The sequence below is a fragment of the Paraburkholderia pallida genome (assembly GCF_004524855.1).
Lineage (GTDB): Bacteria > Pseudomonadota > Gammaproteobacteria > Burkholderiales > Burkholderiaceae > Paraburkholderia > Paraburkholderia oxyphila.
In genome coordinates this window covers 1732080-1750140 of the sequence record NZ_CP038150.1, presented here as the reverse complement: position 1 = coordinate 1750140, position 18061 = coordinate 1732080, and the positions used below count along the sequence as shown (strand labels likewise).

Sequence of the window (18061 nt, the reverse complement as noted above, 5' to 3'; positions counted from 1 at the left end):
ATCAGCTTCTCTTGCGCCGCAAGATATCCGCATAGACAGCGAGGATGATGATGAGGCCCGTCACCACGATCTGCCACTCCTGCGCAACCGACATGATGCGCAAGCCATTGGTCAGCACGCTCATGATGAAAGCACCGATGATGGTGCCGAGTATCGTGCCCGAGCCCCCGCTCAGCGACGTACCGCCGATCACGACGGCCGCGATGGCTTCCAGTTCGTATCCCTGGCCAAGCGCCGGCTGCGCCGAGTTCAGACGCGATGCGATAAGCAGTCCTGCAATGCCGCAAATCGAGCCGCCGAGCGCGTAAATCGCGATCTTCCAGCGGTCGACATTCACGCCGGAAAGGCGCACGGCCTCTTCATTGCTGCCCAGCGCGAACGTATAGCGGCCGAGCGCCGTGCGGTTGAGCGTGATCGAGCTGACGATGGCGAGCAGGAACAGGATCAGCACCGCGTTCGGCACGGGCACGCTCGGCAGGAAATAGCCGATCAGCGAATCCTGCGAGATCATGTAGAAGTTTTCGGTGTCGGTGAAATAGATGGGCTTGTCAGCCGAGACCACGAGCGACAGCCCCTTGAGCAGCAGCATCATGCCCAGCGTGGCGATGAACGGCGGGATCTTCATTTTGGCCGTCAGCGTGCCCGAAATGGATCCGCACAGCGCGCCCGTTCCGATCGCGGCGAGCACGCCGGTCCACATCGGCAAATGCCAATAGCTGAGAAACACGCCGCAAATCACGGCCGTGAAGGTCATCAACGTGCCGACGGAGAGATCAATGCCGCCCGTGATGATGACGAAGGTGCTGGCAATCGCCAGCACGCCGTTGACGGCTGTCGCCTGCAGGATGCCGAGGATGTTGTCGATCTGCATGAACGCCGGCGACGCGAAGCTGAAAAAGATCAGCATCAGGATCAGGCTGGCGAACGCGAGCAGCTTTTGCAGCGCAGTCGGCGAGAAAATGCGCGCCCTGAAGCCGGACGGCCGTTTCTGGTTGGACAGCGCCGCAGTATCCGATTGCAATGTCATGGATTCAACCTCTCGAGGCTCATGCCACTTTCTTGCCGTTTTCATGCTGCTTGCAGGGCTTCACGCTGCGTCGCGAGATGCATGATGCGCTCCTGCGTCGCCTCGCTAGCGGAGAGTTCGCCGGTGATGCGGCCTTCGCACATCACGACGATCCGGTCGCTCATGCGCAGAATCTCCGGCAGCTCCGATGAAATCATCACGATCGCCTTGCCCTGCTCGGCGAGCGCGCGCAATAGCTTGTAGATCTCGCTCTTGGCGCCAACATCGATGCCGCGCGTGGGCTCGTCGAAAAAGAGCACGTCGCAATCGCGCTCGAGCCACTTCGCAATGACGATCTTCTGCTGGTTGCCGCCGGATAGCAGCCGGACCGGTTGCGTGGCGGAAGGCGTGCGAATGGCGAGCAGATTGATGAAATGCGACGCCGTCTTGCGTATCTGCATGCGACGCAAAAAAAGTCGCAGCGAAAGGAATTTGCCGAGGTTGGACATCACGATATTCGACTCGACGTCCATGCCAGTCGCCAGTCCAAAGCGCTTGCGGTCCTCGGAGAGATAGCCGATGCTGCGCGCGACGGCGTCGCTCGGCTTTCTTATGGGCGCCTTCATGCCTTTCACGAAGATCTCGCCCGATTCGATCGGGTCCGCACCGAACACGGCGCGCGCGACCTCGGTGCGGCCGGCGCCCATTAGTCCGGCAAAGCCCAGTATCTCGCCTTTGTGCAGCGTGAAGCTCACGTCCCTGACGAGCGGACCGGCGTTCAAATGCTTCACTTCGAGCGCGACTTCGCCCTTGTGGGCCGGCCCCTGCCAGGGCGCGATGTCGGCAAGCGTTCTGCCGACCATCATGCCGATGATGGCTTGCACGCTCGTATCGGCGGTGGGGACCGTGGCCACATATTCGCCGTCGCGCAACACGGTCACGCGATCGGAGATCTGCTTGAGCTCATCCATCTTGTGCGAGATGTAGATGATCCCGACACCGCGCGCCTTCAACTGGCGAATGATGCGAAAGAGCTCGGCAATTTCTGCGTCGTTGAGCGCGGAGGTTGGCTCGTCCATGATCAGCACGCGCGAATCGAACGACAAGGCCTTGGCGATCTCCACCATCTGCTGGCTCGCGACCGTGAGCGTGCCGACCACGGTGCGCGGGTCGAGATGAACGTGCATGCGCTCGAGAATCTCGCGCGCCTGTCCATTGAGCTTGTCTTCGTCGAGAAACAGGCGCAGACGCCCGCGCGGCTCGCGGCCGATGAACATGTTCTGCGCGACCGTCAAATGATTCATCAGCTGGAGTTCCTGATGAATGATGCCGATGCCCGCGGCCTGGGCCTCGCGCGGGCTCGCGAACGCAACGGGCTGGCCGTCATAGAGAATATCGCCGGAATCGCGGCTGTACACGCCGGCGAGAATCTTCATCAGCGTCGACTTGCCCGCGCCGTTTTCTCCCATCAGCGCATGCACCTCGCCCGCCGCGAGTTCGAATTGCACTTCGTGGAGCGCTCTCACACCGGGAAAGCTTTTGCTGAGCTTGTTGACGGAAATGAGCGGAGTCATGGGCATTTCTTGTAAAGCAGCACGAACGTGGTTGAACCACTGGCATTGCCTGACGTGAGCCTAAGGCGCGAAAAGATCAGGCCGTTCTTTCGCGGACCGCTGCAACTCCGCGACCACCTGGTCGAGATGGTCGTGCATTGCCTGTGCCGCCGCATCGGCGTTGCCGGCGCGAACGGCGTCGAAGATCCGTTCGTGCTCGTCGAGCGTGTGCACGAGCCGCTCGGGACTCGCCAGCAATTGCCTGGCGCGATCGAGCGCGTTACGCGATACCGCGACGATCTCTTTCACGCGCGGCAGGTTCACCGCGTCGAGCATGATTTCGTGAAAGGCCAGATCGAGCACATGAAACTCGAGACGCTGCCCATTCCCGGCCACCTTGCGCTGCGCTTCGAGATTGCTGGCCAGTGCATCGATCGTGGCCGTGTCCTGCATCCGCGCGACACTGCGCACCGTTTCGACTTCGAGTGCGCTGCGGATAAACAAATGCTGGCGAATATCGTCGAGCGCGATCGGTTTGACGCGCGTGCCGCGCTGCGGCAACACTTCGACGAGACCCGCATGCGCGAGCCTCGCCAGCGCGGCGGAAACCGGGAAGCGCGATACGCCCATCCGGTCGCAAACCGCCATCTTGTCGATCATCATTCCCGGTTCCAGCGCGAGCGTCACGATGGCTTCTCTCAACGCCTGCTCAACCGCGTCGGTCAGGCTGCCGCGTTCGCCGTCCTTGATCTTTTGCAGTGCGACATAAGGATTGCCGACGGCATTCGCTGCATCGTATGAAGAGCTCACGGCGCGCTTGATTTCCAGAAGACATGCTAGCATGCTAGGTAGCGAATCTAGTGTTGTCAACGCGTGCTAACGCCTGGTTCCCCGCAGGGAGTTCAGATGACCACCATCACAAGCCTCACCGTTCGCGATATCCGCTTTCCCACATCGCGCTCACTCGATGGCTCCGACGCAATGAACGCTGCGCCGGACTACTCCGCCGCTTACGTCACGCTCGAAACCGATTCTCCAGACAAACACACGGGCCACGGCCTCACGTTCACAATCGGGCGCGGCAATGAGATTTGCGTCACGGCCGTGAACGCGCTGTCGCCGCTCATCGTTGGCAAACGTCTCGAAGACATCACCGCGAATATGGGTGCGTTCTGGCGCGCATTTACATCGGACAGCCAGTTGCGCTGGATCGGCCCGGACAAGGGCGCGATTCATCTGGCGACTGCTGCGGTCGTGAACGCGGTGTGGGACCTGTGGGCGAAGTCGGTTGGCAAGCCGGTGTGGAAGCTGCTCGCGGATATGACTCCCGAAGAGCTCGTGCGCTGTCTGGACTTCCGTTATGTGACGGATGCACTTACGCCTTATGAAGCGTTGGCCATGCTGCACCGCCACGCGAAGACCAAGGGCGAGCGCGAAAAGGAAATGCTTGCGCATGGCTATCCCGCCTATACGACCTCGGCGGGCTGGCTGGGCTACGACGACGACAAAATTCGGCGCCTTGCGCGCGAAGGCGTCGCGCTGGGCTGGACGCATTTCAAGCAGAAAGTCGGCGCCAATATCGAAGAAGACGTGCGGCGGGCGCGCATTCTGCGCGAAGAAATTGGCGAGAACCTGAAGCTGATGATGGACGCCAACCAGGTTTGGGATGTTGATGAGGCGATTGCAAACATGCGGCGGCTTGCGGAGTTTGATCCGTGGTGGATCGAGGAGCCCACAAGCCCCGACGATATTCTCGGGCATGCGGCGATTCGGCAGCGTTTGGGAACGATTGGCGTTGCGACCGGCGAGCATTGTCATAATCGCGTGATGTTCAAGCAGTTGTTGCAGGCGCAGGCGATTGACTTTTGTCAGGTGGACGCCTGTCGATTAGGTGGACTTAATGAAGTAATTGTCGTGCTGCTGATGGCGGCGAAGTTTGGGGTGCCGGTTTGTCCGCATGCGGGTGGCGTTGGGTTGTGTGAGTATGTGCAGCATATTTCGCTGTTTGATTACCTTTGTGTTTCGGCGTCGCTCGAGAACCGGGTGCTTGAGTATGTCGATCACTTGCATGAGCATTTTGTGGAGCCTGTCGTGATTCAGAATGGGCGGTATATGCCGCCCTTGCAGCCCGGGTATAGTATTGAGATGAAGGCTGAGTCGCTTCAGAAGTATGTTTTTCCTGAAGGACAGGCCTGGCTGTCGATTTGATTTTTTTTGGTGGCCCTGCGGGCGTTGGCCTTAACTTGGTTTCGCGGCGGGCCGCAGGCGTTGGCCTTAACTTGGTTTCGCGGCGGGCCGCAGGCGTTGCCCCTGTGCGGGGCGGCACCTACTTTTCTTTGCAGCCGCAAAGAAAAGCAACCGTATTGGGAGTCAAGCGGTTGCTGGCTGGCAGAGGCTGGATTGCCGACACGTCTATCAGCAATGCATAGGCGAGCGCATACCGCACGATTGATGATCGCGCCCGGACTGCCCGCCAACGGGGCAATGCGTGATGAAACTCAGTTGAGCGGCGGACTCCAGTGCGTGGCGTTACGAACCATTGCATTAAGCGTGACGACGAGCTTGCGGATGCAGGCCGTGATAGCTACCTTGAACGGTTTGCCAGCCTTGCGTAGCCGGTCATAGAACGCCCGGATGGTAGGGTTAAAACGCAGCGCGGGCACGCAGGCCATATAGAGGGCGCGCCGCACGACAGCGCGCCCGCCCTGGATACGGCGCTTGCCGATGTGCTTGCCGCTGTCGCTATTGAAGGGGGCGACGCCGGTGAGCGCAGCGATCTCGCGGCGGTTCAGGGACCCGAGCTGGGGCATGAAGGCGATCAGCGTCGCGGCGGCGCCGGGACCGATGCCGGGCACAGAGCGTAGCAGGTCTTCCTTCTGGCGCCACGCGGGCGAGGAGCGCAGGAATGAATCGATGTCATTGTCGGCGATCTTGATCTGCAGCTTGAGCCATTTGATGTGCTCGTTCAGACTGTCCCGCGCAGCAGCATGGGCGCGTTCAAGACGAGCTTTCTCGGCCACAAGCATCTCGATGAGCTGGGCGCGGCGCAGCAGCAGGGCCTGTAACTGCTCCGTCTGCAGATCGTTGAGCGGGCGCACGTCGGGCTTGAGGACCGCGGCGAAATGAGCGATGGCGAAGGCATCGATGCGATCGGTTTTAGCGCGCGTGCCGGTTGCGCGGGCGAAGTCGCGAACCTGCCGGGGATTGACCGCGACAGCGGGCAGGCCGGCTTCGCACAGGGCCCTGAGCAGGGCGAGTTCAAGCTTGCCGGTGGCTTCCAGGACGATCAGCGTGGGGTTCAACGCGATCAGGCGTTGCACCAGCTGTTCAATGGCGCGGGGCTCATTGTCGACACGAAAATGTTCGGTGGTGTCATGAATGGCAACATCGAGCGCGGTGCCGCTGACGTCGATGCCGATATAAACGGAATGAGAGTGGTTCATCACGGTACCCATACTTGCAGAAAAATACGAGCTCGGGGCTCAGTCAACTGTTCGGGCTAGGAGGATGAAAAGGACAGTCGCTCAAGCTTTTCTGCGTGCTCGAGGCACGGTAGGCAGACGAGCTGACTGTCCCTGTGACGGCAACTGATCAGGTCGACGTCACAGAAGGGAATATACAAGTAGGCAAAAGAAAGCGGCTCACACCGCTAGTGTGACGCCGTCCACCACTGCCCTTCTTAACGGAGCGGCTCCGGGGCATCCGTCACCTCGCACACTTCACGTTAGTGACAAAGGGCTCATCCTTCCCGCCACGCGCTACGCGCGGGCGGAAGGGTATGCAAGGGAAACCGGGCGCGCGGGCCAGCGAATGCGTTAGGGGTGCCGCCCGATAAATGCGCGGCGGCTCTGACCGGTAAATGCACTGGGGTGCTAACGCATAAATGCACTCGGGTGCTAACCGGTGAATGCGCTGGGATGCTAACTGGTGAATGCACAGGTGTGCTAGGTGGCGAATATGTGGGGTAAGCGGCTCGGCAGGGCCGGTCCCCGATTCGCGCGCGCGTGGGGCATGATGTGAGAGCGTGGAGAGGTCCGGGTAGATCCAGATAGATCGTTTCCATGATCGTGGACACGATCTATCTGGATCTACCCGGTCAAACGGCGGGCGTGGGCGGAGCGGCCGGCTTCAGTTTGTCGGCCACGTTCCAGGGAAGCAGTTCGTCGATGCGGTTGACCTTGTGGTCCGCAATATGAGTGAGCACGTATTCGAGGTAAGCACGTGGGTTGATTTCGTTGAGTTTGCACGTACCGATGAGACTGTACATCGCCGCCGCACGCTCACCGCCGCTGTCGGAGCCAACGAACAAATAGTTTTTTCTGCCCAACGCTACACAACGCAGGGCATTTTCTGCAAGCACATTGCTGATCTCGGCGCGTCCGTCCTCGCAGTAGAACGTGAGCGCCGCCCAGTGGTTCAGCGAGTAGTTGATCGCGCCCGTGAGCGTAGACTTCTTCGACAGCGTCGCAAGCTTGGCCCTGAGCGTCGATTCGAACGCGTTGAGCAGAGGCTTGCTCTTCTCCTGCCGCACACGCAACCGCTCATCGGGAGGTTTGCCGCGAATGTCGGCTTCGATGCTGTAGAGCTCGCCGATCATCTCGAGCAGTTTCTGGGTATCCGGAGTCGGCGTACGCTCGTGAACGTCGTATATGTACCTCCTCGCGTGATCCCAGCATGCCGCTTCGAAGACGTCGCCGCTTGCGTACAGCTGATCGAAGCCGGCGTAGGCATCCGCCTGCAGGATTCCCTTGAAGTTGGCGAGGTGCGTTTGCGGATGAACACCCTTGCGGTCCGACGAGTACGTGAACCAGACTGCCGCAGGCTCCGTCGAGCCCGAGCGTCGATCGTCGCGCACATAGACCCAGAATCGGCCGGTTGTCGTCTTCTGGTTGCCCGGTGTGAGGACGGGAACCGTCGTGTCGTCGCCATGAAGCTTGCCGGCAGCCAGCACGTAGCGCTGGATCGCCTCGACCAGCACCATGCAGAGCTCGACGATCTGGCCGATCCAACGGCCCATGCTGGCGCGATCGAGCGTCACCCCGTCGCGGGCCGCGATCTCCGACTGGCGATACAGAGGTTGGTGATCCGCGAACTTCGATACCGCGATATCGGCCAGCAGGCTCGGATGCGCGATGCTGCGCTCGATCGGCAGGCCCGGCATCGGCAGTTGTTCGATATGGCCGCAGCCGGGGCAAAGCAATTTGCGCCGGATCGTGCGGATCACCTTGAATGCGGCGGCTACGCGCGCGAGCTGTTCGGATACGTCCTCGCCCAGCGGCTGCATGGTCGTCGCGCACCGGGCAGAGCGGATCAGGCTCGAGTACGATCTCCTCGCGCGGCAGGTGCGGCGGGAGCGGTTCTCGCGAAGGCGATTTGCTGGCCGGCGCATTCGGTGTCCTGTCTCGCTGGTTACGCGCCTCGGCAGCACCACGGCCGCCCGTCAGGTCCTCCAGCTGCGCCTCGAGCTTGTCGATCTGCTTGGCGAGTTGTTCGGACTTGCGCCCGAAGTGCATCCGCCTGAGCTTGTCGATCTGCGCCTTCAGGCGCTCGATCTCGTCATCTCGCGCGGCGAGTTCCTCCGCCATCTTCGCAATCGATGCCTGGTGCTCAAGCAGCGATGCCTGTTGCGCGAGCACCATGGCACGGAGCTCGGCGACAGTATCGGGAAGCGGCGCTTGATCGGACATGCGTCGCAGTTTACGAGCCTTCCTCGAGGTTTACAACATCGAGAGTGCGGCGGTGCGTCGTGGTTGTCGCCAGTCGATGCCCTCGAGCAACATCGACAACTGCGCGCTCGTCAGATGGATCTTGCCGCCGTCGGCCTGCGGCCAGATGAAACGCCCTCGCTCCAACCGTTTCGCGAGAAGCCAGAGCCCGTCCTCAGTAGCCCAAAGCACCTTCACAAGATCGCCGCGGCGCCCTCGGAAGATGAAGACGTTACCGCCAAGGGGGTTCTCCTCAAGCGCCGTTTGCACCTTGGCAGCCAGGCCCTGGAAGCCGCAGCGCATGTCAGTGACGCCCGCGACAAGCCAGATACGCGTACCCGTTGGCAGAGAAATCACGAGCGCAGACTCCTCAACACCGTTCGAAGCGTCTCAGCGTCGACAATACCGTCGACCTTAACCACCGCCCGACCGATCCGAACCTCGATTGAACCAGTGGGCACAGCCGGCCTCACGGTCTCAGGCTCTGGCAGCGCAGGAGGTTCATTGACCGATGACGCCTCGTTCACGATTGCCACCGGAACGAGTTGCACCGCCTCGGCTTGCTGTTCCGCCAGATACCGGCGCCGCCACGTGAACACGAGGTTCGCGTTCAAGCCGTTCTCACGGGCCAATCTGGCGATTGACACCCCTGGTTCGCAAGCTGCCATCGCCAGGCGACGTCGGAATTCCGGATTATGGTTTGGGCGACCTTTACGGCTGCCGGGCCTCTGTGTTGGCTCTGACAAAATGATGTCCACCACTTCGAAAATGATGGACATCACTTTGATGCCGATCCTTGCGGGCGTCTACGACGGCCATCGCGAGCCGCTTACTATGTGGGCGAGTTGCCGAGCGAATATATTTGAGCGCAACAAATGCGTGTACATCCCACTGGTTTTGGATATGCCCCACGGCGCGCGCCGCGCCGCCGGATGGATGAGCCCTTAGTCACTCCGATATACGCCGCGTGGTGACAGACGCCCCGGAGCCGCTCCGATATACAGGGCAGTGGTGAACTGCGTCACACTGGCGGTTTGAGCGGCTTTCTTTTGCCTACTTTTCTTTGCCGCGGCAAAGAAAAGTAGGTGCCGCCCCGCACAGGGGCAACGCCTGCGGCCCGCCGCGAATACAAGTTAAGGCCAACAAAACCCCACCACTCCATGTGAATGGAAAAAAAATCTACTCCCCAATCCACGCCCCACGCAGATCACTCTCATGGAGCAATTGCAGCAGCGTCTGCGCAGGCCTGCTAAGCCTTTTCGCCGCCAGCACAATAAACTCGACATCAGGCAACAAAGGCAGACTCGCAACATTAACCGGCGTCGCCAGCCCACGCGCGGCAAGATACTGCGGCCGCACCGTAATCCCCAACCCGCCACGCGCCGCCGCCACACAGCCGGCATGGCTGCTACTCGTGCAAACGATCTGCCATCGAAAGTCCGTCTGCGCAAGCGCATCAACCACAACCGAGCGCGTAACACTCGGCTCGGCCACGAGTATCAACGGCAGCGGCTGCTCAAGATCGACCATGGTGCCCGTGCGCGCAAGCCACTCCAGCCGCCCCGTGAAAAGCGCCACACCGCGCCTGTCACCAAGCCTCCGCTTGCCAATCATCAAATCGATGGCACCCTCATCCAGCAGTTCATAGAGATGCCCGGTCATCCCGATCGTAATTTCAAGCTCCACATCGGGATGCGCATCGCGGAACGCCGTAAGCACACCCGGCAACGGGCCAAGCGCAACGTCATCGGACGACCCGAGCCTCACGCGCCCCTTAAGCCGCGGCGCGCGGAACTGCGACTCGGCACGGTTAATGGCCTGCAAAATCGCCCCCGCATGCGCGAGCATGGCCTCGCCGTCAGGCGTAATCGCAAGCGAATGCGTATCGCGTACGAACAGCCGCCGGCCGACCTCCTGTTCGAGGCGCCGGATATGCTCGCTCACGCTCGATTGCGTGAGGCCGAGCTGGCGCGCCGCCTCAGTGAAACTGTGGCAGGCCGCGACCGTCGCGAAGCTTTTGAGCCAGACTGGATTGAGCATGATGCATTGTTATCGGCAATGCCGATAACAGTCAACGCCGGCAGTGTGATTCCCGATCAGGAATGGTATCGATATCATGGCGTCATGGTAACCGTGTCGGGCAGTATCGGCGTTCTTCGGTGCAGGTTGCGCCGCAAGGGCGCGGGACGCACTAATCCACGATGAAACAGAATTCGAGTCACACCGCGCTGCTGTGGATCGCCGCAGCCGGCTTCTTCATGCAGGCGCTGGATACGACGATCGTCAACACCGCGCTGCCGTCCATGGCCCACAGCCTCGGGGTCAAGCCCCTCGTCATGCAGCCGGTCATCGTCGCCTATACGCTGACGATGGCCACGCTGACGCCCGCGTCCGGCTGGCTCGCGGACCGCTTTGGCACGCGCCGCGTCTACTTCATCGCGATCCTCATCTTCGTGCTGGGCTCGCTGTGCTGCGCAGGCGCACACACGCTCGGCCAACTGATCGTCGCGCGGGTGCTTCAGGGCATCGGCGGCTCGATGCTGATGCCGATCGGCCGCCTCGCCGTGCTGCGTGCCGTGAGCGCGGAGCAGTACGTCGCCGCGCTCGCCATGATCTCAGTCGCTGGGCAAGCCGGGCCGATCGTCGGCCCGACGCTCGGGGGCTGGTTCGTCGAAGCGGTCTCCTGGCACTGGATCTTCCTCATCAATGTGCCAATCGGACTCGCGGGGATGTTTGCCGTCCACCGCTATCTGCCCGGCGACGCGAGCGCCGCTGCGCCACGCTTCGACCTGCCGGGTTGCGCGCTGGTGTCCTTGTCCATGATCGCGTTTTCGCTCGCGGTCGACGTGCCGGCGCAGTCGCACCGCGCCGCATGGGCGAGCGCGCTGTTCGTGCTCGGGCTCTGCGCCGCACTCCTCTATGTTCCGTATGCGCGCCGCCGCCCCGATCCGCTCTTCAGGCTGGCGCTGTTCAACGAGCCCAATTTCAGCGTGGGGTTGATCGGCAATCTCGTTTGCCGAGTCGGTTCGAGCGCGGTGCCGTTTCTCGTGCCGCTGCTGCTGCAACTCGAGCTCGGCTATTCGCCGCTGCGCTCGGGCCTGATGATGATGCCCGCGGCGCTCGCCGGCGCGCTCGCCAAGCGCTGGATCGCGCCGTTGATCCGTCGCTACGGCTACGACACGTTCCTGCTCGTAAACACGTTGATCGTGGGCGGCTCGATCGTTGCGTTCGCACTGATCTCGCGCGGCACGCCCGTCGTCGTCGAGATCGCGGTGCTGGCCATCTTCGGCGCGGCCAACTCGATGCAGTTCGCGGCCATGAACAGCGTCACGCTCAAAGGCCTCTCGCACGAGGACGCTGGCAGCGGCAACAGTCTCTTTTCGATGGTGCAGATGCTGGCGATGGGCCTGGGCGTGTCGATCGGCGGCGCGCTGGTCAGCGTATTCGCGCTTCATTGGGGATCCGCCACCCTCGGGTTCCGGATGAGCTTCGTTTGCGTGGGCCTCATCACGCTCGCGTCCGCGCTGATTTTCCGCCGCATCGACGAGGCGCCCACTGTGCGACAAGGCGCGGTCTCTTCCGTCTAGCCCCGAAGGGCGCAGGCGGGCGAGGCGCACCAAAGCGCCCCGCCGCCCGCCAATCCCACTACCGCTGCCGCCACTCACACCACGAGGTTTACGGGCTCCGCGCAGACGAAGCGGTGAATGTTGTCCATCAACTGATCGGCGAGGCTTTGCTGCGCCTCGTCGGAAGCCCATGCCACGTGCGGCGTCACGATCACGTTCGGCCGCTTCGCAATCTTCATCAACGGATTGTCGTCGTCGGGCGGCTCGCTCGACAGCACGTCGAACCCGATGCCGCTAATGAGCCCTTCGTCGAGCGCGCGCACGAGCGCGTCCTCGTCGACGAGCCCACCCCGTGCCGTATTGATGATCAGCGGCTTGCGCTTCATCGCGCGAAACTCGGTCGTCGAGAGCATGCCGCGAGTTTGCGGCGTCAGCGGGCTGTGTATCGTGATCACGTCGCTCGTCGCCAGCATCTCCTCCCACGGCGTATAGAGCGGCCCGAGCCCTTCGCGGCCCTTGTGCGCCGCAAACAGCACACGCATGCCGAAGGCCTTCGCGATCTCGGCCACGCGCTGCCCCAGCACGCCTTCGCCAATGATGCCCAGCGTCATGCCGCCCAGATCGTGGATCGGGTGATTGAAAAAACAGAACTGGCCGGACTTCTGCCATTCACCGTTGAGCACGTCGTCGCGGTAGGCAATCAGATTGCGCCGCAGCGCCAGCATCAAGGCGAAGGTATGCTCCGGCACCGTGTTGACCGCGTAGCCCCGGATATTCGACACGCGAATCCCATGGCGCTCGCAGGCTGCCTTGTCGATGCAGTCGGTGCCGGTCGCCGCCACGGCGACGAACTTCAGCGCAGGCAGCTGTGCGAGCACCTCCGCCGTGAGCGGCACCTTGTTGGTGATCGCGATGGAAGCGCCGGCAAGGCGCGCGGCGACCTGGTCGGCCGAAGTATGGTCGTACTCGATGAATTCATGTTCGAAGAGCGGGCGCGAAAGCCGGATTTGCGGCGCGAGCGTCGCGCGGTCGAGAAAGACGATCTTCTCCATGCTGATTCCTGTTGAAGGGGTTGAGCGTATTCAAATTGAAATGGCTTAAAGGCGGCGCGTGGCTTCAGCGACGATATGCTCGGGCGTGATGCCGAAGTGTTCGTACAGCACTTCGGCCGGGCCCGATGCGCCGAACCCCGCCATGCCCACGAAACCGCCGCGGTCGCCCAGGTAGCGGTCCCAGCCAAAGCGCACGGCGGCCTCCACGCCCACGCGCACCGTGTCCGTGCCGAGCACCTCCTGGCGATATGCAGAGTCCTGTTCGTCGAACAGCTCCCAGCACGGCAGCGAGACAACGGCCGTGGGAATCCCTTCGCGCTGCAAGCGCTCGCGCGCCGCAACCGCCAGCGCGACCTCCGAGCCCGTTGCCAGCAGCGTGACGAGGCGCTTGCCGCCTTCGGCCTGCGCAAGCACGTAGCCGCCGCGCGCGCAGCGATTCTCCGCGCTATAGCTCGTGCGCACGAGCGGCAGGTTCTGCCGCGCGAACACCATCGTGCTCGGGCCGCTGCGGTGCTCGTAGGCGAGCGCCCAGCATTCGGCGGCCTCCACGGCATCGGCGGGCCGGAACACCCGCATGTTCGGCATCGCGCGCAGCGAGGCGAGTATCTCGACGGGCTGATGCGTCGGCCCGTTCCTGCCCACGCCGATCGAATCGTGGCTGAACACGAACTTCACGGGCAGCCCCATGAGCGCGGCCATGCGCATCGCAGGCCGTTCGTAGTCCGAAAATGCGAGGTAGGTGACCGCAAGCGGGATCACCCCGCCGTGCGCGGCCATGCCGTTCGCCATCGCGCCCATCAGGTGCTCGCGCACGCCGCAATGCACATAGGCGCCGCTGCGATCTTCAGCGGTGAACGCGCGCAGGCTGCGCTTGTGGCTCGTTGGCGCTTCGAGGTCGGCGCAGGCGACCATGCGCTCGGGCAATTGCGCGAGCCGGTCGTTGATCTCGGCGGAAATCATGATGCCCGGCTCGCCCTCGCCGCGTTCGATGCTTTGCCGCTTGTAGTCTTCGAGCACGCGTTGCCAGCCCTCGGGCAAGCGGCCCGCCTGGATGCGCTCGAATTCGGCGCGCGCATCATCGGGCAATGCGGCCAGGCGCTCGCGCCACGCAAGATACTCGCCTTCGCTGCGCCGTCCCGAGGCGCGCCAGGCTTCGAGCACCTCGTGCGGGATCTCGAACGGCGCGTGCGGCCAGCCCAGCTCCGTGCGCGCCGCATCGGCATCGGCTTCGAACAGCTTGCCGCTGTGGCCGCCGCGCTGTCCTTGCAGGCGCGCAATGCCGCGCGCAATCTCGGTGCGGCACGCGAGCATAGAAGGGCGCGGATCGCGCCTCGCTTCGGCGAGCGCCACCGACACCGCGTCGAGATCGTGTCCGTCGACTTCGATCACATGCCAGCCGGCGACGCGAAACCGCGCGCTCACGTCTTCGCTGATCGAGAGCGTCGTGCTGCCGTCGTCGGTGATGCGGTTGTCGTCCCAGCAGAGGATCAGCTTGCCGAGCTGCAAATGGCCCGCCAGCGAAATCATCTCCTGGCCCACACCCTCCTGCAGACAGCCGTCGCCCACGAACGCATACGTGTAGTGGTTCACGATGCCGTCGCCAAATTTCGCGTTCAGATACGCCTCCGCCACGGCCATGCCGAACGCGTTCGCGATCCCCTGGCCGAGCGGGCCGGTCGTCACTTCGATGCCCGCCGCGGGGTCGAATTCGGGGTGGCCCTCGCAGCGCGAGCCCATCGCCCGGAAGGACTTGATCTGGTCGATGCCGAACTGCGCATACCCGCTCAGATGCAGCAGCGCGTAGAGCAGCATCGAGCCGTGGCCGTTCGAGAGCACGAAGCGGTCGCGGTCGGGCCATTGCGGGTCGGCGGGATTGAACTTCAGATGCTGCGTGAAGAGCGCGGTGGCGATCTCCGCCATGCCAAGCGGGACGCCCTGATGGCCCTCGCCGGCGCGCACGATGGCATCGATCGCAAGAAAGCGGATCGCATTGGCGAGCGGCCGCGTGGCGTGCAACGGCGTGAGTGCGGACATGACTTCTCCTTGCCGCGGCGCCCTTCAGGCGGCGGCTATCGTTCAAATTGAAGCGCCGCGTCCGTGCAAGGACGCGGCGCCAGGGCGTCAGTGCAGGAAGCCCGTGGAGATCCAGGGCACGACGGCCACGATGATCAAGCCCACCACTAGCGCGACCATATAGCCGACGATCGGCTTCATGCCTTCGTCGGGATGGATGCGGCTCACCGCGCAGGCCGAGTAGTAGCCCACGCCGAACGGCGGCGCGAACAGGCCCACGCCCATCGAGAGGATCACGACCATCGCATAGTGGACTTCGTTGATGCCCATCTCGTGCGCGATCGGGAACATCAGCGGGCCGAACAGCACGATCGCCGGGATGCCTTCGAGCACGCTGCCGAGCACCACGAACACGCAGATCGAGGCGGCCATGAAGGTTGCGCCGCCGCCGGGCAGCGCCGCCATCGACTGCGCGAGCTGGCCCGAGAAGCCCGACTGCGTGAGCGCCCACGCCATGCCGGTCGCCGCGCCGATGATCAGCAGGATCGCGCCCGACAGCGAGGCCGTGTCGACCAGCATGGGCTTGATGCGCGCCCACTCGAAACGGCGGTAAATAAGCAGGCCCGTGAGCACCGCATAGACGATGCCGATGGTCGACACTTCGGTCGCTGTCGCGACGCCTTCCACGACCGCGAAGCGAATCACGAACGGCAGTGCGAGCGCCGGCAGTGCGACAACGAGCTTGCGCAAGATCTCGCGGCGCGTCGCGCGGCGCACTTCCGAGAGATCGTCGCCGCGATAGCGCCACCAGACCACGGCGCACAGCGTGATCGCGAGCACGATGCCGGGCAGCATGCCACCCGTGAACAGCGCCGAGATCGACACGCCCGTGACCGAGCCGAGCGTGATCAGCACGAGGCTCGGCGGAATGGTCTCCGTCTGCGCGCCGGTGGCCGCGAGCAGCGCGACGAGGTCGCCGGGCTTCGCGCCGCGCGCCTTCATCTCGGGGAACAGCACGGGCGCGATGGCGGCCATGTCGGCGGCCTTCGAGCCCGAGATGCCCGACACCAGATACATCGCCCCCACGAGCACATACGAGAGGCCGCCGCGCACGTGGCCGAGCAGGCTCGCGAGGAACGAGATCATCGCGTTCGCCATGCCGGTCATCTCGATCAGCTGGCCGAGGAACACGAAGAGCGGCACCGAGAGCAGGATCAGGTGCGACATGCCTTCGTCCATGCGCCCGACGACCACGCTGAGCGGCGTGCTCGTGGTGAGCGCGAGATAGCCGAACGTCGCGAGGCCGAACGAAAAGGCGATCGGCACACCCGAGAGCACGCACAGCGCGACGAGCCCGACGAAGAAGATCAGCAGATTCGCGTTGCCGAGATTCTGCAGCAGCGGACCCGCCGCGACGAAAGCGCCCGCGATGGCGCAGACGAACGCGAGCGCCCCAATCACCAACTGCCAGTTGGCAGTGCGAATGAGGCGCAGGCAGGCGACGGCGAGCATCAGCGCGCTGCCGACCGGCAGCGCCGCGGCGCGCCACGTGTCCGAGATGCCGAGCGCGGGCGTCGTGATGATGCCCTGGTCCTGGGCGAAGTCCACGGCGGGCCCGACGATCAGCAGCAGGAACGCGAGCGGCGCGGCAATCGCCACGACATCGAGAAACGCGCGCACCTGGGGCGAGGTCTTGCCCACGAGCGCGGTCATGCGCATGTGCTCGCCGCGCCGCAACGCGATCACGGCGCCGAGCATCGCGAGCCACACGAACAGCATCGAGGCCAGTTCATCGGACCAGACGAGCGGCGTGTGCAGCACGTAGCGGCTCGTGACGCCGGCCAGCAGCACGACGATTTCGGCAAGCACCAGCAGCGCGGCGGGAATTTCCACGCAGCGCGCGAGCAGGTTGTCGATGAAGACAACGGCACGGCGCGGCGAAGGCTGAGGGAAAGTGACGGTGTGCATGGTGTTCATACCAGTTTTCCGGAGTACTTTTCGAGCAGATTCCAGCCCTGCTCGCCATACTTGCCTTTCCAGTCGCTGTAGAAGCTCGTCTTGCGCAATGCGTCGCGAAACGGCTGGCGATCCACCTCGACGATATTGATGCCCTTCGCCTTCAGGTCGTTGCGCAACGAGCCATTGAGCTTCGCAATGTCGGCGCGCTGGAGCAGGCCCGCCGCTTCGAATTCGCGCGTCACGATGGCGCGCATGTCGGCGGGCAGCCGCTCCCATGCGCGGCGGTTGCCGAGGATCCAGTAGCCGTCCCACACGTGCGAGGTGAGGCTGATCGACTTCTGCACTTCGTAGAGCCGGGTGGTCGCGATGATGGGCAGCGGATTCTCCTGCCCTTCCACCACGCCCGTTTGCAGCGCCGAATAGAGCTCGTTGAAATTGATCGGCGAGGGGCCGGCGCCGAGCGCCGTGAACAGCGACGTGAGCATGGGCGCCTGCGGCACGCGGATCTTGAAGCCCTTGAGGTCGCCGGGCTGCTTGATCACGCGCGTGGAGGAGCTGATCTGCCGGAAACCGTTGTCCCAGACGCGCGAGACGGTGACGATGCCGGTCTTCTCGATCTGGGCGCGCACGTAGGCGCCCAGGTCGCCGTCCATCGCCTTCCAGACCGTGTCGTAGTCGGGGAACGCGAAGCCTGTGTTGACGATGCCGGCCGCGGGCGCGAGCGTCGCGAGCACCGATGAAGCCTGGTTGAAGAACTCCACGCCGCCGCTTCGCACCTGCGAGAGCAGGTCCGTGTCGGAGCCCAGCTGGTTCGCGGGAAAGACCTTGATGTCGAGCTTGCCGCCCGTGGCGGCACGAATCTTGTCGCAGGCCTGCTGCGCGCGGACATTGACCGGGTGCTTGGGGTCCTGCCCCGTTGCGAGCTTGTACGAGAAGTCGGCAGCCGACGCACGGCGAATCGGCAGACCCCAGAGCGGCGCCGCAGCGGCGACACTCGCACCCACTTTCAGAAAGGTCCGCCGGTCGATGCCCCGGCCGAAGGTCGAGCTTTTGCTCATGATGTGCTCCTCCAATATGGATACGCAGGTATCGCGTTAGTTGTTTTCCCGTACAGCACGCTCTGGGGCGCGTTGGCCTGTGTCCGGCTACCGCTTCGAGTGCGGTGATGCGCGCGGCGGGCCGGACTCCGCCGCGCGCCCTTGTGCAC

Annotated in this window: 13 protein-coding genes and 1 pseudogene; 2 read left to right on the top strand and 12 right to left on the bottom strand. The window is 63.4% G+C overall.

The features are described from left to right. Position 1: 1 nt before the first annotated feature. The 3 genes from E1956_RS34235 to E1956_RS34225 are packed head-to-tail and all read right to left on the bottom strand — an operon-like array spanning position 2 to position 3402. Positions 2–1027, bottom strand: coding sequence for an ABC transporter permease (locus E1956_RS34235; RefSeq protein ID WP_028221419.1), 1026 nt, complete (start codon positions 1025–1027; stop codon positions 2–4). Positions 1028–1068: 41 nt separating this feature from the next. Further along, positions 1069–2580 (bottom strand): sugar ABC transporter ATP-binding protein, encoded by a 1512-nt coding sequence (locus tag E1956_RS34230; protein WP_134757531.1) that lies wholly within the window; start codon positions 2578–2580, stop codon positions 1069–1071. A gap of 60 nt (positions 2581–2640) precedes the next feature. After that, positions 2641–3402 (bottom strand): GntR family transcriptional regulator, encoded by a 762-nt coding sequence (locus E1956_RS34225; protein ID WP_134757529.1) that lies wholly within the window; start codon positions 3400–3402, stop codon positions 2641–2643. 63 nt (positions 3403–3465) lie between these two features. Between E1956_RS34225 and E1956_RS34220 the strand changes: the two genes are divergently transcribed. After that, positions 3466–4767: an L-fuconate dehydratase gene (locus E1956_RS34220; RefSeq protein ID WP_134757527.1), complete on the top strand. Its 1302-nt coding sequence runs from the start codon at positions 3466–3468 to the stop codon at positions 4765–4767. 290 nt (positions 4768–5057) lie between these two features. Here the strand turns inward: E1956_RS34220 and E1956_RS34215 are convergent, their stop codons facing one another. The 5 genes and pseudogenes from E1956_RS34215 to E1956_RS34195 all read right to left on the bottom strand — a co-directional run bounded on the left by E1956_RS34215 (position 5058) and on the right by E1956_RS34195 (position 10304). Continuing rightward, positions 5058–6002 carry an IS110 family RNA-guided transposase gene (locus E1956_RS34215; RefSeq protein WP_197732942.1) on the bottom strand — a complete coding sequence of 315 codons (945 nt, stop codon included), beginning with the start codon at positions 6000–6002 and terminating at the stop codon, positions 5058–5060. A 653-nt stretch (positions 6003–6655) separates the two neighbouring features. Continuing rightward, positions 6656–8246 (bottom strand): annotated as a pseudogene (gene tnpC, locus E1956_RS34210) (IS66 family transposase). A 30-nt stretch (positions 8247–8276) separates the two neighbouring features. Then, on the bottom strand, positions 8277–8621 hold the full coding sequence (gene tnpB, locus E1956_RS34205) for an IS66 family insertion sequence element accessory protein TnpB (RefSeq protein ID WP_134757525.1): 345 nt from the start codon (positions 8619–8621) through the stop codon (positions 8277–8279). Beyond that, on the bottom strand, positions 8618–8932 hold the full coding sequence (gene tnpA / locus E1956_RS34200) for an IS66-like element accessory protein TnpA (protein WP_232072174.1): 315 nt from the start codon (positions 8930–8932) through the stop codon (positions 8618–8620). The genes tnpB and tnpA overlap by 4 nt, the downstream gene beginning before the upstream one ends. Positions 8933–9443: 511 nt before the next feature. Then, complete coding sequence (locus tag E1956_RS34195; protein ID WP_028222740.1) at positions 9444–10304, bottom strand: LysR family transcriptional regulator; 861 nt, start codon at positions 10302–10304, stop codon at positions 9444–9446. Between the two features lie 161 nt (positions 10305–10465). On the opposite strand from E1956_RS34195, the gene E1956_RS34190 reads away from it, so the two are divergent. Continuing rightward, entirely contained in the window at positions 10466–11851 is a 1386-nt protein-coding gene (locus tag E1956_RS34190; RefSeq protein WP_134757521.1) for a DHA2 family efflux MFS transporter permease subunit, read from the top strand. 74 nt (positions 11852–11925) lie between these two features. Here E1956_RS34190 and E1956_RS34185 read toward each other — a convergent pair whose 3' ends face one another. From E1956_RS34185 to E1956_RS34170, 4 genes are all read right to left on the bottom strand, one after another. Then, on the bottom strand, positions 11926–12882 hold the full coding sequence (locus E1956_RS34185) for a D-2-hydroxyacid dehydrogenase (RefSeq protein ID WP_134757519.1): 957 nt from the start codon (positions 12880–12882) through the stop codon (positions 11926–11928). A 45-nt stretch (positions 12883–12927) separates the two neighbouring features. Next, a complete protein-coding gene (tkt, locus tag E1956_RS34180; RefSeq protein ID WP_134757517.1) occupies positions 12928–14916 on the bottom strand; it encodes a transketolase in 1989 nt (662 codons plus the stop codon). 87 nt (positions 14917–15003) lie between these two features. After that, positions 15004–16863, bottom strand: a complete 1860-nt coding sequence (locus E1956_RS34175; RefSeq protein ID WP_134757968.1) for a TRAP transporter large permease — start codon at positions 16861–16863, stop codon at positions 15004–15006. 5 nt (positions 16864–16868) lie between these two features. Further along, the gene (locus E1956_RS34170) at positions 16869–17912 is read right to left on the bottom strand and encodes a TRAP transporter substrate-binding protein (RefSeq protein WP_028222735.1); all 1044 of its coding nucleotides are present in this window, start codon (positions 17910–17912) and stop codon (positions 16869–16871) included. Positions 17913–18061: the final 149 nt, after the last annotated feature.